Raw genomic sequence first — 23,399 nt, forward strand, 5'->3', positions numbered from 1 at the left:
CCGCCGCAGGACGGCGGCAACGTTTCTTTCCTGAAGGAGACCCCCATGCCGACCACCGCCGACACCAAGTCTGCTGCCGCCACCGCCAAGGCCGCCCGCGCCGACGACGAAGCCGCGTCGATCCAGGAGAACATCGAGCGCCTGCGCGGCGACATCTCCTCCCTCGCCAAGTCGATCTCGCGCTACGGCACCGAGAAGACCGGCGAATATTCCGAGCGCGCCAGCAAGGCCGGCAAGGACATTGCCGACGTCTCGCAGCAGACGCTCGACAGCCTGCACGAGGAGCTCAACCGCCTCGAGCACTCGCTGACCTCCCATATCCGCCGCAAGCCGCTGCAGTCGCTCGGCATCGCCGCCGGCATCGGCTTCCTGATCGCCATGCTGGCGCGGCGTTGACCGCAATGTTGCGCCTTGCCTCTATCCTGGCATCGATCCTCTCGGTGGACCTCGGCGCAGCCCTGCGCCGAGCCCGCCGCTCGGCGCTGTTCTGGGCGCTGGCCGGGCTGTTCGCCCTGGCCGCCTATGCGGCCGCGCTCGTCGCCGCCGGCCTGGCGCTCGCAGCCCACTATCCGCCGGCGACCGCGGCGCTGATGGTCAGCCTGTCGCAGGTGGGACTGGCCGCACTGGCGCTGCTCGGCCTTGCGATCAGCAATGCGATGGAACGGCGGCGCCAGGAGAAGAGAGACAGCCAGAGGAACCTGGCAACGACGGCGGTGCTCGCCGCGGCGCTGCCGATGCTGCAGTCGCGCAAGGGCCTGGCCTTCGCCGCCCTCGCCGGCCTTGCCGTCATCCTGGCGACCCGGCGCGGCGACAGCGACGCGGACTGATGATCCTATACGGAGGAGCCCGCCGCCTCGTCCGCCTCGTCTTCGGGAAGCGCCATGAGCTCGCGCAGCCGCGCCCGCGCCCGGTGCACGCGGCTTTTCAGCGTTCCGGTAGCGCAGCCGCAGATCTCGGCCGCCTCCTCGTAGGAAAACCCGGACGCCCCGACGAGCACGATCGCCTCGCGCTGGTCGCTCGGCAGGGCATCGAGCGCGTGGCGGAATTCGTTCATGGCGATGGACGCGTGCTGGCTGGGCGCCACGGACAGCTGCCCGGCGAGCTTTTCGTCCTCGTCCTGGACCTCGCGGGAGGATTTGCGCAGGAGGCTGTAGAAGCAGTTGCGCAGGATGCGAAACAGCCAGGCGCGCATGTTGGTGCCGGCATTGAAGCTCGCCCTAGCTTTCCAGGCGTTGAGAATCGCGTCCTGGACAAGGTCGTCGGCCAGATCGGCGCGCCCGCACAGCGATACGGCGAAGGCCCGCAAGGCCGGAAGCTGCGCCAGCATCTCGCGCTTGAAATCGGCCGAGGAAAGCGCAGTCACCGCTGTCATTTGCCGGACTTCTCCGAGGCTGACTTCTCCGACGCCGCCTTCTCCGCCTCGTCGAGCTGTTCCAGCAAGTCGAGGAACCGGCCCGGGGTGCCCTCCTCCTGCACGGTGTCGTAAAGCTCCCGCAGGCGCTGCGTGATATATTCCTGGCTCGCGGCCTCGTGCGCCTCCGAGACGGCGGGCCCCGTTTTTCCCGGCCCCGCATTTCCCGGTCCCGTCTTCTTCGTTCCGTTCATCCCAAAGCACCCGGTTCGTCCGTTTGACCCACTATAACCACCGAAGAAAAAAAATGGGGCGAGGCAGGGAACTTTTCTCGGGCACCCACGTTAGATTGAGTGTTGAGCGCCCGGACGGGCAGACAGGGAGTTCCACATGCCACTTTCGAACCGCATTGCGCCCCACCTTCCCTACTTGCGTCGATACGCAAGAGCGGTGACGGGGTCGCAGCAGTCGGGCGATGCCTATGTCGCCACCACACTGGAGACGCTGATTGCGGACGTCTCCTCGTTTCCCGAGACCGGCAACGACCGCGTCTCGCTGTACAAGGTCTTCGCGGCCGTGTTCGGATCCGTCCAGATGGACATTCCGCCCCTCGATTCGCCCTTCGCCTGGGAACGCCGGGCAACGGCGAACCTGTCCATGCTCCCCTCGCCGGAGCGCCAGGCGTTTCTCCTGACATCCGTGGAAGGCTTCGCGCCGGAGGAAACCGCGCAGATCCTCGACGTACCGGTCGACGAGGTGGAGGTCCTGCTGTCGGACGCGGCCCGCAACATCTCCCAGCAGATCGCGACGGACATCCTCATCATCGAGGACGAGCCGCTGATCGCCATGGATATCGAGCATATCGTGACGGAGCTGGGCCACCGGGTCTGCGGCGTCGCCCGCACCCACAAGGAAGCCGTCGAGCTGTTCACCCGCAAGAAGCCGCGGATGATCCTCGCCGACATCCAGCTGGCCGACGGCAGCTCAGGGATCGACGCGGTGAACGACATTTTGAAGAGCGAGCCGATGCCGGCGATCTTCATCACCGCCTTCCCCGAGCGCCTGCTGACGGGCGAGCGCCCCGAGCCGGCCTTCCTGATCACCAAGCCGTTCAATCCCGACATGGTGCGGGCCCTGATCAGCCAGGCCCTGTTCTTCGACCAGACGGTCGAAGCCGCGGCCTGATCGGGCCTGAATGGTCTTGTCTGCCGTCCAGATCCGGCCCCGCGCCACCGATGAGGTGGCGCGGGGCATTTCATGCGGGGCGCCGGAGGCTTACGGACGGCTCAGCCAGTCGTCGACCTCGCGCTCGGCTTTCTCTTCCGCGATGCCGTAGCGCTCCTGGAGCTTGCCCACCAGCTGCTTCCGGTTGCCGGCAATCACGTCCATGTCGTCGCCGGTGAGGTCTCCCCAGCGCTCCTGGACCTTGCCCTTGAATTGTTCCCAGTTGCCTTCGATCTGGTTCCAGTTCATGAAACTCTCCTTGTACTTCAACGCGAGTTCGCCTCGCATGAAATGAACCCCCGGCCGGGAAAAAGGTTCCGCCGGGGCTGCAGACGTGCCGTTTCCGCGGGGGCCGCAGCGGGACGGAGCGCAGGCGAGGCTGCGCAAACGAGGGGCTTCGGCACGATGGAAAGATGACGTGATCCGGCTTCTGCCTCCGAGCATTCTGATCGTCGTCGCCCTGGCCGGCGCCGGGATGACGATGGTCGTGTACCGGGCGGAAAACGCCGCCGACCGGATCCGTTTCGAAACCATCGCGCAGGCGGCGGCCGACCGCGTCGTCAACCGCGCCCATCAGCACATCGCCCTGCTTGTTTCCACCCACGCCTTCTTCGTCGCCCACGAAGGCGAAGTGGCGCGCGAGGCCTTCGCGCGCTTCACCGCTTCGCTTGGCCTGACGGAGGACTACGAGGGCATCCGCGGCATCGGCTATGCGAGGCTGATCCGCACCGGCGAGGAGGCCGGGGCCGAGCGCGACATCGCCGAAGCCTACGGGATCGACCGGGCGGTCTGGCCGGACACCGCGATGGACCGGCGCACGCCGATCGTCATGCTGGAGCCGCCGGACGAGATGAACCGCGCCGCCCTCGGCTTCGACATGTTCAGCGAGGCGCGCCGGCGCGAGGCGATGCTGGCGGCGCTGGAAAGCGGCGCGCCGCGCGCCAGCGCGCCCGTCGAGCTTGCCCAGGAGATCACCCAGGAGATCGAGGAGGACAAGCAGGCCGGCTTCCTCGTCTACATCCCCTTCCGCGCGGCAGCGGACGGCCCGGTCGCCGGTTTCGTCTACTCCCCCTTCCGCGCCGGCGACCTGCATGCCGCCGCGCTCGGCGGTCCGGACCGCCTGCCGCTGACCTTCCAGACCGCCGACACGACCGGCGAGGAGCCTGTTCCCCTCTTCCGCTCGCAAGGCTTCGGCGAGAGCGAGCCCTTCAAGAACCTGAAGACCCAGCGCGTGATGGACATCGCCGGGCGCCAATGGACGTTCAGCGCCCATGCGACGCCGGACTTCCGCGGCCGGGACCAGCATCTCTATTCCATGGTGACGGGCGCGATCTCGCTGCTGCTGGCGCTGGCGCTGGCCATGTCGACGCGGTTCCAGATCAAGTCCGTGCAGGCGGCCCGCGCCCTGCAGGCCGCCTCGCAAAAGGCCGTGCAGGAAAAGGACCTGATGCTTCAGGAGATGAAGCACCGGATCAAGAACTCCATCTCCCGGGTGCTGGCCATCGCCCGCCAGACGGCTGCGAATTCCGAGAGCATCGACGAGTTCTCCCAGTCCTTCTCCGCCCGGTTGCACGCGATGGCGAATGCCCAGGACATGCTGACCCGCTCGCATTGGCGCCGGGCGGACCTGCGCGAGCTGCTGACGACCGAGCTGAACCAGGTGCTGGGCGCCGATTTCGGCGAGGAGCGGGTCGAGGGGCCCAAGGTCCTGCTCGACGAGCGCACCACCCAGGCGCTCGGCCTCACCTTCCACGAACTCGCCACCAACGCGCTGAAATACAGCGGCATCGCCAGCGGCGAAGGCGACTTGCGGATTTCCTGGACCCTCGCCGGCAAGCGCAGGCACCGGGAGCTGCAACTCGACTGGGTGGAGACCTCCTCCGCGCCGGTCGAGCCTTCGGGCAGCGCCGGCTTCGGCACGCGGCTGATCGACGCCAATATCCGCGGCGAACTGGGCGGCCGGCTGGAGCGCGAACATCGCCCCGACGGGGTGCGCGTGCACATGGCGATCCCGCTGAAGGATCTCTGAGACGAAGCGCCGCAAAGCCTCGCCCTTTCCCCTGTCCGCCGTGCCGCCCCGTCTTTTCCCAAGGGGAACCTTTTGCCGGCTTGCGCGTTGAACATCGGAGGTCGTGCGCCGCATGTTGTCGGGACAGTCGGGCGACCGGACGGGCGGGCCGCCGGGCGAAACCCTCGGCACCTTGCACGACCTGCATTCGCAACTTTCGGGGGAGACGACCTTGTCGGCAACGGATTGGGAAACGGTGCTGGCCAATGCGGCGCGCCTTGCGGTGATCGTCCTCGGCCTTCTGGCCCTGCTGCTGGCCATCGACCACGCCCAGATGATCCTCGCGCCGATCTTCCTCGCCGTGGTCATCGGGCTGATGTTCGGCCCGCTGTCGGACAGGATCGAGCAATTCGGCATTCCCAGCTGGATCTCGGCGCTCGGTGTCGTCGCCGCCTTCCTCACCCTCATCGCCATGACCGGGACCGCCTTCGCGGTGCCGCTGTCGGACTGGATGGACAAGCTGCCGGAGATCTGGGCGAAGCTGCAATCGCAGCTGACCAGCTGGCAGGGCGTCATCGCCTCCTTCGGCGGCATGCAGGAGGAACTGCGCTCCGCGCTCGGCCAGACGACGGGCATGAAGGTGGAGGTGGACGACACCTCGGCGGTGGAAAGCGTCGCCTATTTCGCCCCGGCGCTGACGGCGCAGATCGTTCTGTTTCTCGCCAGCATGTATTTCTTCATCGCCACCCGGAAGCAGTTCCGCGAGGCGGTGCTCGCCTTCTGCCCGACCTCGGCCCTGCGCGCCAGCGCCAGGCGCATCTTCGAGGATGTCGAGGCCAGGGTGTCGCGCTACCTGCTGTCGATCACGGCGGTGAACATCATCCTCGGCCTTGCCGTGTCGCTGGCCCTGTGGGTGCTGGGTGTGCCCTCGCCCATGCTGTGGGGCCTGCTCGCCGGGGTGCTGAACTACGTGATCTATATCGGCCCGGCGGTGATGGCCCTGCTGCTGACCGGCGTCGGCCTTGCCACCTCCGAGACGACCTTCGGCATCCTGGCGCCGCCCCTCGTCTACCTGTTCCTCAACCTGATGGAAGCGCAGTTCCTGACCCCGGCGGTGCTGGGGCGCACGATGACGCTGAACCCGTTCGTCGTGCTGCTGTCCATCGCCCTGTGGATCTGGCTGTGGGGGCCGGTCGGCGGCTTCATCGCCGTGCCCTGCCTGCTGATCCTCGACACGGTGCTGACCAACATCCTGCCGCTGAACGAGGTGACGCAGGACGAGAACGCGCCCGTCGGATTGCCCGTGCCGCGACCTGCCTCCGGCGCTTCGTCTCAGGCGCCGTCGGCGCCCTCGGGCAGCGCGTAGGTCGTCACGAACTGGCCCTCCAGCCGGTGCGCCGCGATGGGAATGTCGTAGATCGCCGTCAGGTTGGCGCCGGTCATCACCTCGCCGGCACTGCCGTGGCACAGCACCCGCCCGTCCTTCATGCCGATGATGCGGTCGGAGAAGTTTCCGGCGATGTCGATGTCGTGCAGGACCACCACCACCGCCTTGCCGAAGCGCCGCGAGGCATCGCGCAACAGGTGCATCATCGACACCGCATGGCGGATGTCGAGGCTGGCGAGCGGCTCGTCGAACAGCATGTAATCCGTGTCCTGGGCCAGCACCATGGCGACATAGGCGCGCTGGCGCTGGCCGCCGGAGAGCTCGTCGAGGAAGCGGTCGGCGATGGGCTCCAGCCCGAGATAGGAAAGCGCCCGGCCGATCATCGCGTGGTCCGCCTCCCCAAGGCGCCCGCGCGAATGCGGGTAGCGGCCGAAGGCGACGAGATCGCGCACGGTGAGCCGGGCGGCGATACTGTTGTCCTGCTTCAGGACCGAGAGCCGGCGCGACAGCGCCTCACCGGGCGTCGTGGCGACATTCAGCCCGTCGACGGTGATCGTGCCGCGATCGGCGGCGAGCAGCCGGGCGATGAGGCCGAGCAGGGTCGACTTGCCCGCCCCGTTCGGCCCGATGATGCCGGTGAGCCCGCCGCGCGGGATGGTCAGGCTGACGCCGTCGACGACGACATGCCCGTCATAGGCCTTGGTCAGTCCCTCGATCTCGATCAACGCGCCATTCCCCTCAGCAGCATGACGATGAACAGCACGCCGCCGATGAACTCGGTGACGATGCCGACCGCCGAGCCGAAGCCCAGCATCTGTTCCAGCACCAGCTGGCCGCCGGCCAGCAGCAGGATGCCGATGAGCGCCGCCCCGACCAGCACATGCGCATGGCGAAAGCCCGGCACCAGCAGATAGGCGACATTGGCGACCAGAAGGCCGAAGAAGCTGACCGGCTCGAAGCCGTTGAGCGGGCCGACAAGGGCGGTGGCGACGCAGACCTGCAGCGAGACGAGAATGAGGATCAGCGAGACGGTGCGCCGGTAATCGAGCCCCAGGTTGATCGCCTGGTCGCGGCCGAGCAGCAGCACGTCGAGCCGGCCGCGCAGGCGCCACAGCGCCAGCGACACGGCGACGATCACCAGCGTGGCGATACCCAGAAGGTCCGGCGCGACGCCGTTGAAACTGGCGAAGAGGCGGTCCTGCAGCACGACGAACTCGTTCGGATCGATGACCCGCTGCAGCAGCACCATCATGCCGCGGAACAACAGGCCGAAGACGACGCCGACCAGCAGCAGCACCTGCAGGCCCCGCCGCGCGCCGAGGAACAGCCAGCGATACAGCGCCAGCGAGAAAGCCAGCATCGCCAGCGTTTCCACCGCGAACAGAAGCCGGTTGTCGACGCTGGCAAGCCGCGCGGAGCCGAGGAAGAAGACGAAGCACGTCTGCAGCAGCGCATAGAGCGCGTCGAACCCCATGATCGAGGGCGTGAGGATGCGGTTGCCGGCAATCGTCTGGAAGATCACCGTCGAGATGGCGATGGCGCTCGCCACCACGCAGATCGCCAGCAGCTTGCGGCCGCGAAAGGCGAGCGCGAACTCCCAGTTGCCCTTGACCCCGACGGTCATGAAGGCGGCCGCCACGACGAGGACCGCCAGCGCCAGCAGCGACAGCACCACGGCGGGCCGGCGCAGGGCCGCCTTGAGGCCACTGCCGGAGGGCGCGGCCGAAAGGGCGCGGTCATGCGGCACGGGAGGGGCGCCCCAGCAGGAGATAGAGGAAGACGAGGCTGCCGAGCACGCCGAAGACGGTGCCGGCAGGGATCTCGTAAGGAGCGACGATGAGGCGGCCGGCAATGTCGCAGGCCAGCACCAGGCCGGCGCCGCACAGCGCCATCCAGGGCAGCGAGCGGCGCAGGTTGTCGCCCATGGCGAGGCTGACGAGATTGGGCACCACCAGCCCGAGGAAGGGAATCGAGCCGACCGTCGTCACCACCAGCGCCGAGATCAGCGAGACGATGACGAGGCCGACGGCGAGCGTGCGTCCGTGGTCGAGGCCGAGATTGCGGCTCATGTCGCGGCCGAGCCCGGCGATGGTGAAGCGGTCGGCGGCGAGATAGGCAAGGATGCTCAGGGCCAGCGTCAGCCACAACAGTTCGTAGCGGCCGGCGATCACCACCGAGAAGTCGCCGTTGCGCCAGGCGCCGAGCGACTGGATCAGCCCGTAGTGATGGGCGATGTAGGCGGTGAGCGAACCAATGATGCCGCCGAACATGATGCCGGTCAGCGGCACGAGAAGCGGCGAGCCGGGCGGTATCGCACGCAGCAGGCGCAGGAACAGCGCAGTGCCGGCACAGGCAAAGCCGGCAGAGACCAGCGACTTCACCACCACCGGGCTACCTGGAAAGAACAGCAGCATCACCAGCATGCCGAGGCCCGCCGCCTCCGTCGTGCCGGCGGTGGTCGGCTCGACGAAGCGGTTGCGCGTCAGCATCTGCATGATGACGCCGGCAATCGCCAGGCACGAGCCGGCCAGCATCAGCGCGGCGGTGCGCGGCAGCCGGCTCTCGAGAAGCGCGAGCATGGCCGCCTCGCGCGTTGCCGGATCGAGCAGCCGGCCGGGCGTCAGGTCGGCGACGCCGACGAAGAGGCTGACGCTCGCCAGCGCCAGCAGGGCGAGGAGCCCCACGGCAAGGCCTCCTGCCGCAAGGCCGTTCGGGGAGCCGGAACGTCTCGTCGCCATGTCAGGTGTCGCTGTTCATCGAAGGGGCCGCGCAGGACACGGTCAGTCGAGCGCGGCGGCGATCTCGTCCACCATCGCCTGCATGGCGGTGAGGCCGGTGCCGCTGAGATACCAGCTGTCGGGATCGAGATAGACCACCCGGCCGTTGCTCCAGGCCTTGGTCCGGCGGACGATCTCGTTGTCGAGCAGGACGCTGGCCGCCTGGCCGCGCTGGCCGATGGCCGCGTCGCGGTCGATGACGAAGAGCGTGTCCGGATCGGTCTTGAGGATGAACTCGTAGGAGACCGCCTGGCCGTGGGTCGCAACCGCAAGGTCGGCAGCAGCTGGCGCAACGCCGAACACCGTGTGGATGATGCCGAAGCGCGAGCCGGGGCCATAGGCGCTCATGCGCCCGCCCGTGGTCATGAGGATGAGGCCGGTGCCGGCGCCCTTCGCCTTGTCCTTGAGCGCGGCGATGGAGGCATCGAGCGCGGCGATGCGGCGCTCGGCCTCCTCCTCGCGCCGGGTGATGCGCGCCAGGAGCCGGACCTTGTCCTTGGCGTCCTCGATGTAGCGGGAGGCATCGACCGTGACGTCGACGGTCGGGGCGATGGCGGCAAGCTCGGCATATTTGGCGGCCGAGCGCCCGCCGGTGACGATGAGATCGGGCGCGGCGGCCGCGACCGCCTCGAAATCCGGCTCGAACAGCGAGCCGATCTTGGGATAGGCGGCCTCATTATAGTGGCGAAGATAGGCCGGCTTCACCCCTTCCGGCACACCGGCGACCGGAACGCCCAGCGTATCCAGCGTGTCGAGCGCGGCAAGGTCGAAGACGAGGATCGTCTTCGGGTCGAGCGGCACCTCGCTGGTGCCCTGCGCGTGCTGGATCGTGATCGTCTCGGCGTGCAGCGGCGCGGCAGGGGCAAGAAGCAGGGCGCAGGCCGCAAGGGCGGAGAACAGGGAGGAGCGGAAGCGGGCAGGAACGGGCATGTCGTCCATCCGTTGGATGTGGGAGGGGGGCATGGGCCGCGGGCTCACTCGGTGCAGTCGATGGCGAACTGCACCGCATCGAGCGCGGCAAGGATGCGGGACGTCTGGTGGGTGCGGCCCTCGTATTCCTCGTAGGAAAAGCGCAGGTGCCCCTCGCCCTTTTCCGCAACAAGGGCAGCAAGCGCGCGGGCATTGGTCACCATCGCGTTGTTGGCGATCCAGCGGCGGCGCGCCTCCGCCCCCTCGCCGGCGCGCGCGTCCTGCGGGCCGAACTCTTCCTCCGCGCCGCCGACGGTGACGCGAAGACCCGGCACGGGCGCATCGGCGGAGGCGGCCGGCGGGCGGGCGATGGCACGCTCCAGATCGGCCAAAATCTGCCGGTCGTCGACCCAGATCGAGGGGCTGCTCGCCGCATAGCAGGAGAAGCTGTCCGGATCCGTGGCGAGGCGGTGCAGCACCATCAGCCCGCCGAGCGAATGGCCGAACAGGGTCTGCGGCCCGGTGCTCTCGCCGAGCAGGCTGCGCACCAGCGGCTTCACCTCGTCCTCGATGAGGGCAAGGAAGGCATCGCCGCCGCCGAGCTGCGGCCAGGGCTGGCCGTTGGGCCGCTCCGGCATGACATGGGCGCCGCCCGCCCGCGATGTCGGCGGGGTCATGTCGTAAACGCGCCGGTCGATGCTGGCACGGCCCCTCGGCCAGGCGATGGCGACAATCGCGACCGGCGAGCGGCCCGTGCGCGCGGCCAGCGGATTGAGCGTGCGGGCGATGTCGGTGAGGAGCGCGAAACTGTCCTCTCCGTCGAAACTGTAGAGCACCGGCCAGCCGCCGGCCGGCGCCTTGCCTTGCGGCCGGTAGACCAGCAGGCGGAAGGCCTCGCCGCCCGCCTTGGCGGTGAAGGCGATCTCCACCGCGCCCTCGATCCGCACGGGCGCAGCGGAAGGCTCCGAAGCACGCGCGAGCGTGCCCGCCGCAATCAGCGCGGCGAGGGCAAGCACGATCAGGGATCGCAGGGCAGGCAGCGGCATCGAGGCTCAGTCCTTGGTTTCCCAGACGATCTCCGGCTTTTCCCGCCAGGAAAAGCGCTCGAGATGATCGTGGACGACGAATTTGGTGCGTGCCAGCGTCTCCTCGGTCTTCGAGACGCATTCGATCTTCAGCTGCTCCGCGTCCGCCCACAGGCGGCAATCGCCGAAGGGAAAGTCGACCTCGCCGCTCGTCGCGTCGAAACGGGCCTCCACCTTGTGGGCGAAGTGCTTGCACAGCTGCTGCAGGTAGCGCGACGCATTGGCGGTCGCAACGGTGGTCTGAATGCCCGGCATGAATGGCTGTCCGCTATCAGGTTGCGCGGGACGGGGCGACGTCATGTCTCCGCCCCGCCTGTGTCTTGTGGTGCTTCCTTGAGGAAGCGGTCAGAACTTCGCCGAAAGCCGGAAGGTCGCGCTGCGCGGCTCGCCGTAGAAGTTGAACACCGAATTGCCGCCGACGCGCGAATAGTACTTCTCGTCGAAGATGTTGTTCACGTTCAGCGTCGCGGTGAAGTTGTCGTTGATCCGGTAGCCGGCCATCAGGTCGGCGGTGACATAGCCCGGCGCCTTGATGGTGACACCGCCCGACACGCTCGAGAAGGAGCTGAACGCGGTGACGCCGCCGCCCACGAACACGCCCTCGAAGGCACCGAAGCGCTCGTCGAACGCGTATTTGGTCCACAGCTGGAACATGTGCTGCGGGGTGTAGGTGCTGAAGGTCTGGCCGGCCTGGGCCGTGTTGAGATAGGTGCTGTCGGTATAGGTGTAGCCGCCGGCGATCTCCCAGCCCGGCAGCGGCGAGCCCGAGGCCTCGACCTCGATGCCCTGCACCTCGACCTCGCCCTGGGCGATGGAGGCGCCCGGCGTCGTCGGATCGGCGACCGCCCGGTTCGTGTCGCGCAGGTTGAAATAGGCGAGCGAGGCGTTGACGCCGCTGTCGAACAGCTCCGCCTTCAGGCCCGCCTCGTACTGCCGGCCCTCGCGCGGGTCGATCATCTTGCCGGCGACGTCCGTCGCGGTCTGCGGCTGGAAGATCTCGGTGTAGCTGGAATAGGCGGAGAGCCAGTCGGTCAGGTCGAAGACGACGCCGGCATAGGGCGTGAACTTGGCATCGACGTCCTGCTTGCCCGTCACAGCACCGGTGATCAGGTTGGTCGTCGTGGCGCTGTACCAGCTGAAGCGGCCGCCGCCGATCAGGGTCAGGCGCTCGATCGGCTTCACCCGCAGCTGGCCGTAGACGCCGAAGCGGTCGGAATCGGTGCCTGTCTGGACGGTGTAGTTGACCGTGGGCTCGGGCAGCGCGGAGTTCCAGTTGTAGATGTTCTGGTTGCCGGCGATGGTGCCGGCGCCCTGCAGCAGCGTAGCGTCGGTGTTCTGGTAGTCGACGCCGACGATGATGTTGTGCTCCTGGCCGAACAGCTCGAACGGCTTGCTGACATGCGCATCGAGGGCGAGCGAGCCGGCCTGGTAGTCGCGCGCCAGCCAGCGGGTGTCGGCCGTGTCGCCGCCGCCGGAGACGATGTTGCCGCCCGCGCCGACATAGCCGTTGGCCCAGGCGTAGAGGAAGTCGACATCCGTATCCTGGTAGCGGGCCGAGACCTTGGCATGGCCGCCGTCGTCGAACTTGTGCTCCAGCTCGGCGATGTAATCGGTGACGGAATTGTCGAAGCGGTTCCAGTCGGCGCCGGTGAAGGTGGAGCGGTCGAGATCGAGCAGCGTGCCGTTCTGCGTCGTCGGCAGGCCGTTGAACGGGGTGATGTCGCGAACCTGGTGGCTGACCGACAAGGTCGCCGTGGTGCTCTCGCCGATATCGGCCTGGATCGTGCCGTAGGCGACGCCGACGCCGTTCTCCGTCGTGTCGACGAAGCCCTTGTCGTGCTGCAGGACGCCGACGAAGCGGCCGCGCACCGAGCCGGACTCGTTGAGGCGGCCGGTCACGTCGACCTCGCCGCGCTTGTGCTCCCACGAGCCGAACGCGCCCTCGAATCTAGCCTCGAAGTCGCTCTTGGCCTGCTTCAGGCGCATGTTGATGGCGCCCGCCGGCTCGCCGGCGCCGCCGAACAGGCCGGCCGGGCCGCGCAGGATTTCCACATGGTCGATGATTGCCATGTCGGGCTGGGTGCCGTAGACGCTCGACAGCGGCGCCGGCAGGCCGTTGAAGTAGAGATTGTCGAACTCGAAGCCGCGCGAGAACAGGCTGGACCGGCCGTTGTCGTTGTTCAGCACGACGATGCCGGGCGTCTCCCGCAGGGCCGTGTCGAGCGAGGTGTAGCCGCCGTCCTCCAGCCGCTCGCGGGTCAGGACGGTGGTCGACTGCGGGATCTGGCGGACGGGGACGACATCCTTCTCGCCGACGCTGACGAGATTGGTGGTGTAGCTGTCGCTCTCGTCCGTCTCGTAGCTGGCGCCCTGCACGACGATGCGCTCGAGCACGGTCGGAGCCACGTCCTGCGCCAGCGCCGAAGCGGGAAGGACGAGACCGAGCGCGGTCGTCGCGAGCAGAAGCCGGCCAATCCGGGGCGAAGCCTCGCCCGGTACCGCCTGGCGGCCAATCTTCGTAGTCATGCACACCCCCATACACTGCCCGGCAGCGGGTGCCGAGCAGAAACTTGATAAAAACACTCATGTTTGTTAGAGGAAGCACCCGACCAATGCCACCGCCGGACCTTTGCGCAGGCGTCAAAGATGTTTGCGCGGCCCGCGGTGCCCGCAGGAGAGGCGGCCACGACAATGTCAACCGGCTGCAATATCAGGGATAACGACGTTCTGGCGAACGACTTGCAGGACTGCGCGGCAGTTACCGGCCCCGGATTCCAGCTGTTGCGGCCGCTGAGATCCTCGCGCGCGGCGGTGCTGCACGGCGATCACCGGATGACGCGCCTGCGCACGGGGCTGAACGTCCACACCTCCGACACGGTGACGTTGCAGGACATCGCCACGACCATCGAGCAGCCGCCGGGGCTGACGATCATGATCTTCCTCGACGGCGGCGTCGACGCAACGATCGGCGGGGTGCCGCTGAATGTCGGCCGGCACGAGGACGAGCCGGTGCGCGGCGTGATGATGTCGCGCACGCGGCCCGACCGCTTCGTCCGCCATGCCCGCAAGGGCGACCGGCTGCGCAAGGTGATCGTCACCATGTCGCCGCAGTGGCTGGCGGAAAGCGGCATCGACGACATTGCCGGCTGCGAGACGGTGCGCGCGTTCTGCAACACGCATCTTGCCCGCTTCGACTGGGTCGCCAGCCCGGCGATGATCGCCATCGCCGAGCAGATGCTGCATCCCCCGCACGACGGCAGCTATCCCGAGAGCCTGTATCTGGAAAGCCGGGCGCTGGACCTGGTCGCCGAGGCCTTCGCCGCGCTGGCAAGCGAAGGGCGCGAGGCGCTGCGCACCGAGCTCTCGCCGGTCGAGCAGCGCCGCCTGCAGGCGATCAAGGACATGCTGGCCGACCCGGAAGCCGACGGCCTGTCGCTGGAACAGGTCGCGCGGCAATGCGGGGTCAGCGTCAGCAAGATGCAGCGCCTGTTCCGCCTCGCCCATGGCGGCACGGTCTCGGAATATGTCCGCAGCACCCGCCTGGTGCGGGCGCGGCAGCTGCTGGAGCGCGAGGGCATCACCGTCGCCGAGGCGGCGCATGGCGCCGGCTACAGCAGCCCGGCCAATTTCGCCACCGCCTTCAAGCGGATGTTCGGCATCTCCCCGCGCGAGGCGCGGCGCAGCGCCCGCGCCTGAGGCAGGAGAGGCATTTCCGCCCGGCACAAAACCTTGCGCCCCATGCAATCGGCCCGGAAACCGCGATGGGTCTCCGGGCCGATACCGTGTTTCAGACCGTCTGGTCGTCCTTGCCGCGCCGTGAAAGACGCAGCGCGCTTCAGACGCCGAGGAACGGGTGCGGCCCGTCGAACCGGCCGACCGGGATCCAGTGGCTGAGCAGCACGCCGTCGCGCAGCTCGTGCAGCATCATCGCGCCCGGCTCCACCGTCAGGCTGTTGCCGGCAGTGGCGCGCTGGTCGAGCGTCACCGCATGCGAGGTGCCGGGGCAGACCTGGCAGATGCGCCCGTCGACAAGACCGGCGATGGAGCGGTGCAAGTGGCCGCAGACGATGCGCACCTCGCCCTTGTAGCCGGCGATCACGTCGCGCAGCGCAGCCGCATTGTGGAGGTTGTTGGCGTCCATCGCGGCAATCCCCGAAGTGATCGGCGGATGGTGCAGGCCGAGCAGAACCGGCTTGTCGCCGAGGCTGGCGAGACGCGCCGACAGGCTCTCCAGGCTCTGCGGCGCCAGCTCGCCATGCGGGCGCCCCTCGACCAGCGTGTCGAGGCAGATCACCGCCAGGTCGTCGAACTCGGCCACCCAGTCGATGGGACCGCTTTCCGGCATCCAGCCGCTGGCGGCAAGGCTTTCGCGCATCGGCTCGCGGGCGTCATGGTTGCCCGGCACGGCGCGCCAGGGCAGCTGCAGCGGCGCCATGATCTCCTGGAAGCGGCGATATTCGGCTTCGGTACCGTGCTCGGTCACGTCGCCGGTGACGATGACCATCGCCACCGGACCGATGGCCGGCAGCCAGCGGTTGATGGTCGCGACCGTCTCTGCGAGCGCTGCGGCGGTATCGACCTTCTCGTAGGCCAGCTGGCCTTCGGGAACGATATGGATGTCTGAAATCTGGATGATCTTGGTCATGCGAAGAACAAGGCCCTGAGCTGGGATTTACGAGCGGTCCTGGGGAAGAACGAGAAGGTCGCCGGCATCGATGCGCAGGCGCACGCTGTCGCCCGGACGCGGCGCCTGCCGGCCCGGATGGGTGGCGAACAGCGTCTCCCCGGTGATGCCGGCAATGCCGATGCGGTAGTGGCCGCCGGAAAAGGCGACGGTCTCGACGGTGCCCGACAGCGGCCCCGCATCGTCGAGATGCACGTCCTCCGCCCGCACGAAGACCTCGGCGCCGGAAGTGCCGGCCGGCAGCGGCAGGTGCCCGCCGGGCAGCACCAGGCGCCCGTCGACGATGGAGCCGGGAAGCGGCATGGCATTGCCGATGAAGCGGGCGACGAAGGAGGAGACCGGCGTGCGGTAGAGCTCCTCCGGCGGTCCGACCTGCTGCATCCTGCCCTGCGACATGACCGCGATGCGGTCGGCGATGGCGAGCGCCTCGGCCTGGTCGTGGGTGACGAAGACCGCGGTGATGCGGAACTGGCGCAGCATCGCGGCAAGCTCGTCGCGCAGGCTGTCGCGCAGCGCCGCATCCAGCGCCGACAGCGGCTCGTCGAGCAGCAGGATGCGCGGTCGCGGCGCCATGGCACGGGCCAGCGCCACGCGCTGGCGCTGGCCGCCGGACAGCGCGGTCACCGCACGCTCGGCATAATCGCCGAGCCGGCACAGGGCCAGCACCTCGTCGACGCGCTGCTCGCGCTCGGCCCTCGGCACCTTCCGCACCTTGAGGCCGTAGCCGATATTGGCCCTGACCGACATGTTGGGGAACAGGGCGTAGGACTGGAACACCATGCCGACATTGCGGCGCTCGACGGCAAGCCGCGTCACGTCCTCGTCGTCGAAGCGCACCTCGGTACCGGCGTCCGGCGTCTCCAGCCCGGCGATGATGCGCAGCAGCGTGGTCTTGCCGCAGCCCGAGGGGCCGAGCAACGACAGGATCTCGCCCTGCCCGACCGTCAGGTCGGTCGGCAGCAGGGCGCGGGTGCCGTCGGGATAGGTCTTGCTGGCATTGCGGATGGTCAGCGTCATCGGGAAATCCTCTGTGCCCTGTCGGTGGCCCACTGCATCGCCATCAGCAGCGGCACGATCATCACGAAGAAGACGAGCGTGTAGGCCGAGGCGATCTCCAGGCGCATCGAGGCGTAGCTGTCGGCGAGGCCCACAGGCAGCGTCTTCAGGTAGGGGGTGTGCAGCATCCAGGTCAGGTTGAACTCGCCGATAGACAGCGTGACCACGGTCAGCGCGCCGGCGAGAATGCCCGGCATGGCATTGGGCACGACGATGGTGCGGAAGCGCGTGGGCGCCGAAGCGCCGAGCGTCGCCGCGCTTTCCTCCAGCGACTTCAGGTCCATCGCCATCAGCACGGCCAGCACCGAACGCACCATGAAGGGCAGCGTGTAGAGCACGTGGCCGACCAGGATGAAGGTCCAGGACGTGCGGAAACCGGTCATCGAGCCGTAGAGCTGCAGCAGGGCGAGCGCCAGGGCAAGGCCAGGCACCGCCAGCGGCAGCGAGATGAACTCCTCCAGGATCCGCGACAGGCGGCCGGGATTCTTGGCCAGCGCATAGGCCGCCGGCACGCCGATCACCAGCGTCACGCCAAGACAGGCGACGGCAAGGCCCATCGACAGCAGGATGCTGTCCGCATAGAGCCGCCAGACCTCGCCGACCCAGCGCAGGGTCATGCCCGACGACAGGCCGCGGAAATAGTTGACGGTGAGACCGGCGAGGATCGACTGGATCGCCGGGACGATGAGGAAGGCCGCCGTCAGCAGGGTGACGGCAAGCTGCAGGAACCGGGGAAGGGTCAGGCGCATCGCATCAGCCCCCCGCCGCGACGGTGGCACCGGCGAAACTGCGCGCGAGCAGCAAGAGCACCCAGGTGGCGATGCCGAGCAGCACCGACAGGGCCGAGGCCATGGCGATGTTCGCCGACAAGGTGAACTCGGTGTAGATCACCATCGGCAGCACGTCGATGTCGGTCGCCAGCGTGAAGGCCGTGCCGAACGCGCCCATGGCGGTGGCGAAGGCGATCGCCCCGGCCGCGACCAGCGAGGGCGCAAGTCCGGGCAGGATCACGTCGAAGATGATCCGGTAGGGCGAGGCACCGAGCGTGCGCGCGGCTTCCTCCAGCGAGGGATCCAGCTTCTCCGTCGCCGCCATCACCGTCAGCAGCACGCGCGGGATGGAGAAGTAGAGATACCCGAGGAACAGGCCGAGCAGCGAATAGGCGAAGACCACATGGCCCGGCAGCATCATGTTGAACAGGCCCTGGCGGCCGCCCAGCAGGATGATCAGGAAGCCGACCACCACGCCGGGAAAGGCGAGCGGCAGGGTCAGGATCGACAGCAGCGCACCGCGCCCGGGGAAACGGTTGCGCGCCAGGAACAGGCCTGCGGTGGTCGAGATCGCGAGCGCCGCGACGCTCACCGCCAGCGAGACGAGCACCGTCTGCAGCAGGGTCTGGAGATAGCGCGGGGTCTGCAGGATCTGCAGGTAGATGCCCCAGCCCTCGGTCCCCTCGCCAGAGGCCATCACCAGCCGCACCAGCGGCAGGGCGAGAAAGGCGAGCGAGAAGACGGCAAGCGGCAGCAGGCAGAGCGCAATGAAGGTGCGGTTGGCCATGGCGGTCCGTCGTCATGTTCATGTCGGAAGGCGCGCGCCGAAACCGGCACGCGGGCAAGACCCACGGGGTTCCGGGCGCACGTTGCCGCACGCCCGGTTCCCATGGGAGGATGGCAGCGTTACTTGACTTCGTTCAGGTAGCGCTCGCCGAAGGCCGCCTGGGCCTTTTCCATCTCGGCATAGTCGACCGCGACGGCCCGCTCGTAGTCCGAGGCGGGAAGGAACTTCGCCGCGACCTCGGCCGGCAGCTCGACCGGACGGGCCGGCTGCAGGTAGGCGTTGGTCCAGATCGCCTGGCCTTCGTCGGACAGGATGAAGTCGAGCACCTTCTTGCCCGTCTCCTCATGCGGCGCGCCGGCCACCAGGCTCATCACGTAAGGCACGCGGACCGAGCCCTCGCACGGCAGGACGAACTCGAAATTGCCGTCCTCCTCGTACTTGCCGCGATAGGCGTTGAAGTCGTAGTCGAACAGGATCGGGATCTCGCCGGACACGACGCGGGCGAACGAGGTCTGCTTGGGGACCATCGGATCGTTCTGCGCCAGCTCCTTGAAGAACTTGATGGCCGGATCGAAATTCGTCAGGTCGCCGCCGAAGGCGATGTTCGCAGCCACCGCACCGGCATAGCCGACAAAGGCCGAGGACGGGTCGAGATAGCCGACCATGCCGCGATATTCCGGCTTCTTCAGGTCGGCGAAGCACTGCGGCACCGGGGCCCCGCCCAGCGCGTCGACATTCACGAAGAAGCCGAGCGTGCCGTAATGGACGGCGAACCAGCGGCCGTCCGCATCCTTGAGGCCCGCGGGGATCTCGTCGAAGCCGGCCGGCTTGTAGGGCGTGACGACGCCCTCGTTGCCCGCCTTGATGCCGGTGGTCACGCCGTAATAGGCGACATCGGCCACCGGGCTCGCCTTCTCCGCCAGCAGCTGGCTGAGGGCCTGGCCCGAGTTCTTGTTGTCATGCGGCATCTTGACGCCGAGCTTCTCGTCGATGGCCTTCAGCATCGAGGCCCAGTCGGCCCATTGCGGCGGACAGTTGTAGCAGACGGCATCTTCGGCCTTTGCCGGCAAAACGGCGACCATTGTCATTGCGGTTGCAAAAAGCATATGTTTCACGGCGGTGACTCCTGCGGTTCGGTAGCTCGGGTTACTGTCTCGACGGCGGGGAAGTTGCCGCTTCTCCGCCGTCCGTGCTTCCCGGCGCAGGCGGTCCGAGACTGCCGCCTTGCCGGAAACTGAAAGTCCTGGCCGGATCCGGTCCTGCCGGCGGCGTCTCGCCGGCAAGCTGTGCCAGGACGGTGCGTGCCGCCCCCTCGCCCATCGCCCGCGGATCGGTCACCACGGTGGCAAGGTTCGGCTCCACCATCAGGCCCGTCGAGATGCCGTCGAAACCGACGATCGACAGGTCCTGGGGAATGCGCATGCCAAGGCCGCGAGCCGCCTTCATGGCCGCGAGCGCCAGGTAGTCGTTGGATGCGAAGATGCCGGTGACGTCCCGGTTGGCGGAGAGCAGGGCGCGCAGCAGTTCCAGCAGCTGGCCCTCCTGCTCGGCGATCTCCAGCAGCACGGGCGGCGCCATGCCGAGCGCAGCGCAGGCCTCGGCAAAGCCCTCGAAACGCTCGCGCGAACGGTCCGAGCGGCCGAATTCCAGCGCCAGGAAGCCGGTATGCCGATGGCCCCTTGCCGCGAATTCGCGCGCCACGGCCGCAGCGGCGGCCCGGTTGTCCACCGTCCAGGCGGGAAGATCGCCGCAGGAGCGGTTGTAGACCAGCGCGCAAGGCACGCCGCGCGCCCGCACCTGCTCCAGCCCCTCGCTCTCATCGACATTGCTGACCGTGACGATCAGCCCGTCGACCTGCTTGGCGAGCAGCGTGCGGATGGCCCGGCTCTCCAGCTCGGTGTCGTAGTCGGAACAGGCGAGGATGAGCTGGTAGCCGGCGCGGTTGGCCTGCGCCTGCGCGGCCTGCACCACATCGGCGAACACCGGATTGGCGAGCGAGGGCACGACGCAGCCGATGGTGCGGGTTGTGCTGCTTTGTAGCGAACGCCCGAGATCGCTGAACTCGAACCCGAGATCGGCGGCCGCGGCGAGCACCTTCTTGCGCGTCTTCTCGCTGGCCGGCCCCCGTCCGTTCAGGACGCGGCTGGCCGTCGCGATACCGCAAGCGGCGCGCTCTGCCACATCCTTGATCGTAGGTGGCCGAATTTTCACCAGTCCCTCCCAAGCCGGCTACGTATCGCTACAATACCGCCGAATTTCGAAAATGGAAACGTTTCCATTCTCAATATACCGGGCCGATGTCAGTTTGATGAAGGCACGGCCCCTGCCCGGCCCTGGACAGCCCCCTGCCTAGAAGCGAGGCAGTGCGGCCCGGACGGGACAATAAAAATGGCGCCGTCCGGAGACGGCGCCATTGTCGTGAGCACGGGAAAACAAGGCGTCAGCGGGAGAGGACCACGCCCTGTCCCGGCATCACGCGCAGCATCACATTGGTGCCGGCCGCACGCCGGTCGCCGCCGCGCCGGTGCACCTCGTCGACCAGCACCGAGCGGTCGCCGATCTCGACGAAGTAGCGAATCGTGTCGCCGAGGAACTCGCTGCCCGAGATGGTGCCAGGGATCGTACCGGCAATTTCGCCCGCGCCGTCATCCGCGAATTCCAGCCCGCGCGGCCGCAGCACGAAGCTCGCCTCGCCCTCACCATGCGTGCCTTGCAGCGGGATCGAGGAACGCTCGTCGAGCACGAAGCGGCAGGCGCCGTCGCGCACGATCACCCGGCCGTCGAGGATATTGGCCGTGCCCAGGAACCGCGCCACGAAGCTGTTGGCCGGCTGGTCGTAGACATGATCGGGCTCGCCGACCTGCTGCACCACCCCGTCCGACAGCACCGCGATCCGGTCGCAGATCGTGTTCGCCTCTTCCTGGTCGTGGGTCACGAAGATCGTCGTGATCCCGAGCCGGCGCTGCAGCGCCAGAAGGTCCTGGCGCATCTGGACACGCAGGTTGGCGTCGAGATTGGACAGCGGCTCGTCGAGCAGCAGCACCTTCGGCTCGATCACCACGGTGCGGGCCAGCGCCACGCGCTGCTGCTGGCCGCCCGACAGCTGCGAGGGATAGCGGTCGGCATAGGCGTCGAGCCCGACGAGCTCCAGCGCCTCGCGCACCCGGCGGCGGATCTCCTCCGCCGGCCGGCGCCGTTCCTCCAGCCCGTAGGCGACGTTCTGGCGGACGGTCATGTGCGGCCACAGCGCGTAGCTCTGGAACACCATGCCGACATCGCGCTTCCACGGCTGCAGGCCGATGACGTTGCGCTCGCCGAGCAGGATCTCGCCGCTCGGCCGCGGCCCGAAGCCGGCAATCGCCCGCAACAGGGTCGACTTGCCGGAGCCGGACGGGCCGAGGAAGGCGAAGAACTCGCCCGCGCCGATGTCGAGGTCGATGCCCTTGAGCACCTTGGTGGTGCCGAAGGACAGGGTCAGGTTGCGGATCCGGATCGGCGTCGCGCCGCTGGAGGCAGCAAGCTGGCCGGTGGTCTCAATCGCTTGAAGCATGGCTGTGCTCCCTGGTCAGTGCGAGCCGGCGGACGCGGATTGCTCCCGTCGCGCCTTCTCCACGAGATGTTGGGCGAAGTAGGTGGCAAGGCCGACGATCACGACCGTGATCACGCCGAGGGCAGCACCGGGCCCGCGCCCCGCCGCCGACTGCATGAACAGGTAGAGGCCGTAGGCGAGCGGCGCGTCGCTTTCCTGCGCCACCAGCATGATCGTCGCCGACAGTTCGACGGCGGCCGTTGCGAAGCTGGTGACGAAGCCGGCGACGAGACCGGCGGCCATCAGCGGCAGCACGATCCTGCGCACCGTGCGTACCTTCGGGGCACCGAGGTTCTCCGAGGCCTCCTCCAGCGACGGGCTCACCTGCTGCAGCGCCGCCGAACAGGAGCGCAGCGCATACGGCAGTCGCCGTGTCGCCAGCGCGATGACGATAATGCCCCACCATGTGGCGAGAGGCGCACCGGTGAACGGCATGTCGACGCTGTAGAACAGGCGCAGATAGCCGATGCCGAGCACGACGCCGGGAACCGCGAGCGCGGCCATGGCGATATAGTCCAGCCATTTGCGCCCGATCAGCGTCGTGCGCGCCGCCAGATAGGCGATGGCCGTGCCCAGCAGCACGTCGATCAGCGCGGCGATGCCGGCATAGAGCAGCGTGTTCTTGATGAAGGGCCAGGCCTTGTTGACCGCCACCGCATAGTGCTCGGTGGTGAAGCCGTCCGGCAGCACCGAGAAGGACCACACCGTGCCGAGCGACAGCAGCAGCAGGCCGATATGCGGCGCCAGCACGATGGCCAGCAGCGCCAGCACCACGAGATAGCAGCCGGCCGTTTCCAGCGCGCCGAGATCCCGCTTGGACAGCCCCCCGCCGCCCTTCTGGGTGGTGGAATAGTCCTTGCCGCGCATCGCGCTGATCGACACCCACATGGCGAAGATCGAGCAGACGATAAGGATGACCGAGATCACGTAGCCCATCGGGTCGGAAATGCCGACCGAGGAGATGCGCAGGTAAGCCTGCGGCGCCAGCATGTTGTTGACGTTGAGCAGCAGGGGCGTGCCGAGGTCGTCGAACACCTTGACGAAGACCAGCGAGGCGCCCGCGATGTAGCCCGGCATGGCCAGCGGCAGCACGATGCGGCGGAACAGCCGCATGCCGTGCGATCCGAGCATCTGCGCAGATTCTTCCATCGACCGGTCGATGTTGCGAAGGCTCGCCGACAGGTTGATCAGGATGAAGGGGAAGTAGTGGATCGACTGGACGAGGATCACCCCGTTCAGCCCTTCCATGAAGGGCAGCGTGATGCCGAACCAGTCGCGCAGCAGCAGGTTGACGCTGCCGTTGGAGCCGAACAGCAGCTGCATCGCCACCGCGCCGATGAAGGGCGGCATGATCAGCGGCACGAAGCCGAGCGTCTGGATCAGCACCGCGCCGCGGAAGTTGAAGCGCGAGGTGATGTAGGCGAGCGGCAGGGCGAAGACGGTGGCAAGGACCACCGACATCGCCGCCACGTAGAAGGAATTGTAGAAGGACTCGCGGAACAGCGCGCTCCGGAAGAAGTCCATGAAGTTGGCAAGCGTCAGCTGGCCGCTGCCGGGATCGGTGAAGGCGACATAGATCACCATCGCCACGGGCAGGATCAGGAAAGCGACAAGGAAGAGCAGGATACCGAGCGCGGCCGTCAGCGGCCCCCAGGATATGCGCTGCCCGAAACTTGCACGCGAAGAGACGGTCGACAGCGCAGCCATGCGCGGTCCTCCTCATCAACGGGCGGAATGTGCGGGACTTAAGGAACCGGGGCGGGCGATCCCGT

24 protein-coding genes are annotated in these 23,399 nt (G+C 67.8%); 6 read left to right on the plus strand and 18 right to left on the minus strand.

Features of this window, described 5'->3' with window-relative positions; translation table 11 throughout:
* Window positions 1–45: 45 nt before the first annotated feature.
* Window positions 46–396 (plus strand): ElaB/YgaM/YqjD family protein, encoded by a 351-nt coding sequence (locus GH266_RS08660; protein WP_158193537.1) that lies wholly within the window; start codon window positions 46–48, stop codon window positions 394–396.
* A gap of 5 nt (window positions 397–401) precedes the next feature.
* A complete protein-coding gene (locus tag GH266_RS08665) occupies window positions 402–827 on the plus strand; it encodes a hypothetical protein (protein WP_158193538.1) in 426 nt (141 codons plus the stop codon).
* Between the two features lie 5 nt (window positions 828–832).
* Here the strand turns inward: GH266_RS08665 and GH266_RS08670 are convergent, their stop codons facing one another.
* Both GH266_RS08670 and GH266_RS08675 read right to left on the minus strand, forming a co-directional pair.
* On the minus strand, window positions 833–1,372 hold the full coding sequence (locus GH266_RS08670) for a sigma-70 family RNA polymerase sigma factor (RefSeq protein ID WP_158193539.1): 540 nt from the start codon (window positions 1,370–1,372) through the stop codon (window positions 833–835).
* Window positions 1,369–1,605, minus strand: coding sequence for a NepR family anti-sigma factor (locus GH266_RS08675; RefSeq protein ID WP_158193540.1), 237 nt, complete (start codon window positions 1,603–1,605; stop codon window positions 1,369–1,371). Before GH266_RS08675 ends, GH266_RS08670 begins: the two co-directional genes overlap by 4 nt.
* 136 nt (window positions 1,606–1,741) lie before the next feature.
* On the opposite strand from GH266_RS08675, the gene GH266_RS08680 reads away from it, so the two are divergent.
* Entirely contained in the window at window positions 1,742–2,536 is a 795-nt protein-coding gene (locus tag GH266_RS08680; protein ID WP_158193541.1) for a response regulator, read from the plus strand.
* Window positions 2,537–2,626: 90 nt separating this feature from the next.
* Here the strand turns inward: GH266_RS08680 and GH266_RS08685 are convergent, their stop codons facing one another.
* Window positions 2,627–2,824 (minus strand): CsbD family protein, encoded by a 198-nt coding sequence (locus GH266_RS08685; protein WP_158193542.1) that lies wholly within the window; start codon window positions 2,822–2,824, stop codon window positions 2,627–2,629.
* A gap of 169 nt (window positions 2,825–2,993) precedes the next feature.
* Here GH266_RS08685 and GH266_RS08690 point away from each other — a divergent pair, with 169 nt between their 5' ends.
* Together GH266_RS08690 and GH266_RS08695 are read left to right on the plus strand one after the other, a co-directional pair.
* The gene (locus GH266_RS08690; protein WP_158193543.1) at window positions 2,994–4,604 is read left to right on the plus strand and encodes a CHASE domain-containing protein; all 1,611 of its coding nucleotides are present in this window, start codon (window positions 2,994–2,996) and stop codon (window positions 4,602–4,604) included.
* Window positions 4,605–4,716: 112 nt separating this feature from the next.
* Window positions 4,717–5,949 (plus strand): AI-2E family transporter, encoded by a 1,233-nt coding sequence (locus GH266_RS08695; protein ID WP_158193544.1) that lies wholly within the window; start codon window positions 4,717–4,719, stop codon window positions 5,947–5,949.
* On the opposite strand, the gene GH266_RS08700 is transcribed toward GH266_RS08695, so the two are convergent.
* The 7 genes from GH266_RS08700 to GH266_RS08730 form a co-directional block, all read right to left on the minus strand.
* Entirely contained in the window at window positions 5,916–6,695 is a 780-nt protein-coding gene (locus GH266_RS08700) for an iron ABC transporter ATP-binding protein (RefSeq protein WP_158193545.1), read from the minus strand. The genes GH266_RS08695 and GH266_RS08700 overlap by 34 nt on opposite strands.
* Window positions 6,692–7,717 carry an iron chelate uptake ABC transporter family permease subunit gene (locus tag GH266_RS08705; protein ID WP_199270484.1) on the minus strand — a complete coding sequence of 342 codons (1,026 nt, stop codon included), beginning with the start codon at window positions 7,715–7,717 and terminating at the stop codon, window positions 6,692–6,694. The genes GH266_RS08700 and GH266_RS08705 overlap by 4 nt, the downstream gene beginning before the upstream one ends.
* Entirely contained in the window at window positions 7,707–8,708 is a 1,002-nt protein-coding gene (locus tag GH266_RS08710) for an ABC transporter permease (RefSeq protein WP_158193546.1), read from the minus strand. Before GH266_RS08710 ends, GH266_RS08705 begins: the two co-directional genes overlap by 11 nt.
* Before the next feature lie 42 nt (window positions 8,709–8,750).
* Window positions 8,751–9,677 carry a siderophore ABC transporter substrate-binding protein gene (locus GH266_RS08715; protein ID WP_158193547.1) on the minus strand — a complete coding sequence of 309 codons (927 nt, stop codon included), beginning with the start codon at window positions 9,675–9,677 and terminating at the stop codon, window positions 8,751–8,753.
* A 44-nt stretch (window positions 9,678–9,721) separates the two neighbouring features.
* Window positions 9,722–10,702: an alpha/beta hydrolase gene (locus GH266_RS08720; RefSeq protein WP_158193548.1), complete on the minus strand. Its 981-nt coding sequence runs from the start codon at window positions 10,700–10,702 to the stop codon at window positions 9,722–9,724.
* A gap of 6 nt (window positions 10,703–10,708) precedes the next feature.
* Window positions 10,709–10,996, minus strand: coding sequence for a DUF2218 domain-containing protein (locus GH266_RS08725; RefSeq protein WP_158193549.1), 288 nt, complete (start codon window positions 10,994–10,996; stop codon window positions 10,709–10,711).
* Between the two features lie 90 nt (window positions 10,997–11,086).
* The gene (locus tag GH266_RS08730; protein ID WP_158193550.1) at window positions 11,087–13,267 is read right to left on the minus strand and encodes a TonB-dependent siderophore receptor; all 2,181 of its coding nucleotides are present in this window, start codon (window positions 13,265–13,267) and stop codon (window positions 11,087–11,089) included.
* Between the two features lie 255 nt (window positions 13,268–13,522).
* On the opposite strand from GH266_RS08730, the gene GH266_RS08735 reads away from it, so the two are divergent.
* Window positions 13,523–14,437 (plus strand): helix-turn-helix transcriptional regulator, encoded by a 915-nt coding sequence (locus tag GH266_RS08735; protein WP_158193551.1) that lies wholly within the window; start codon window positions 13,523–13,525, stop codon window positions 14,435–14,437.
* Window positions 14,438–14,576: 139 nt separating this feature from the next.
* Here the strand turns inward: GH266_RS08735 and GH266_RS08740 are convergent, their stop codons facing one another.
* From GH266_RS08740 to GH266_RS08775, 8 genes are all read right to left on the minus strand, one after another.
* On the minus strand, window positions 14,577–15,386 hold the full coding sequence (locus GH266_RS08740; RefSeq protein ID WP_158193552.1) for a phosphodiesterase: 810 nt from the start codon (window positions 15,384–15,386) through the stop codon (window positions 14,577–14,579).
* A gap of 27 nt (window positions 15,387–15,413) precedes the next feature.
* Window positions 15,414–16,442, minus strand: coding sequence for an ABC transporter ATP-binding protein (locus tag GH266_RS08745; RefSeq protein ID WP_158193553.1), 1,029 nt, complete (start codon window positions 16,440–16,442; stop codon window positions 15,414–15,416).
* A complete protein-coding gene (locus tag GH266_RS08750) occupies window positions 16,439–17,230 on the minus strand; it encodes an ABC transporter permease (protein WP_158193554.1) in 792 nt (263 codons plus the stop codon). The genes GH266_RS08745 and GH266_RS08750 overlap by 4 nt, the downstream gene beginning before the upstream one ends.
* Window positions 17,231–17,234: 4 nt before the next feature.
* On the minus strand, window positions 17,235–18,038 hold the full coding sequence (locus GH266_RS08755) for an ABC transporter permease (protein ID WP_158193555.1): 804 nt from the start codon (window positions 18,036–18,038) through the stop codon (window positions 17,235–17,237).
* Window positions 18,039–18,157: 119 nt separating this feature from the next.
* Complete coding sequence (locus GH266_RS08760) at window positions 18,158–19,144, minus strand: ABC transporter substrate-binding protein (RefSeq protein WP_209001632.1); 987 nt, start codon at window positions 19,142–19,144, stop codon at window positions 18,158–18,160.
* Between the two features lie 40 nt (window positions 19,145–19,184).
* Window positions 19,185–20,249, minus strand: coding sequence for a LacI family DNA-binding transcriptional regulator (locus GH266_RS08765; protein ID WP_158193556.1), 1,065 nt, complete (start codon window positions 20,247–20,249; stop codon window positions 19,185–19,187).
* Between the two features lie 229 nt (window positions 20,250–20,478).
* Window positions 20,479–21,588, minus strand: coding sequence for an ABC transporter ATP-binding protein (locus GH266_RS08770; protein WP_158193557.1), 1,110 nt, complete (start codon window positions 21,586–21,588; stop codon window positions 20,479–20,481).
* Between the two features lie 15 nt (window positions 21,589–21,603).
* A complete protein-coding gene (locus GH266_RS08775) occupies window positions 21,604–23,334 on the minus strand; it encodes an ABC transporter permease (protein ID WP_158193558.1) in 1,731 nt (576 codons plus the stop codon).
* Window positions 23,335–23,399: the final 65 nt, after the last annotated feature.

The organism is Stappia indica, from assembly GCF_009789575.1.
GTDB classification, from domain to species: Bacteria; Pseudomonadota; Alphaproteobacteria; order Rhizobiales; family Stappiaceae; genus Stappia; species Stappia indica_A.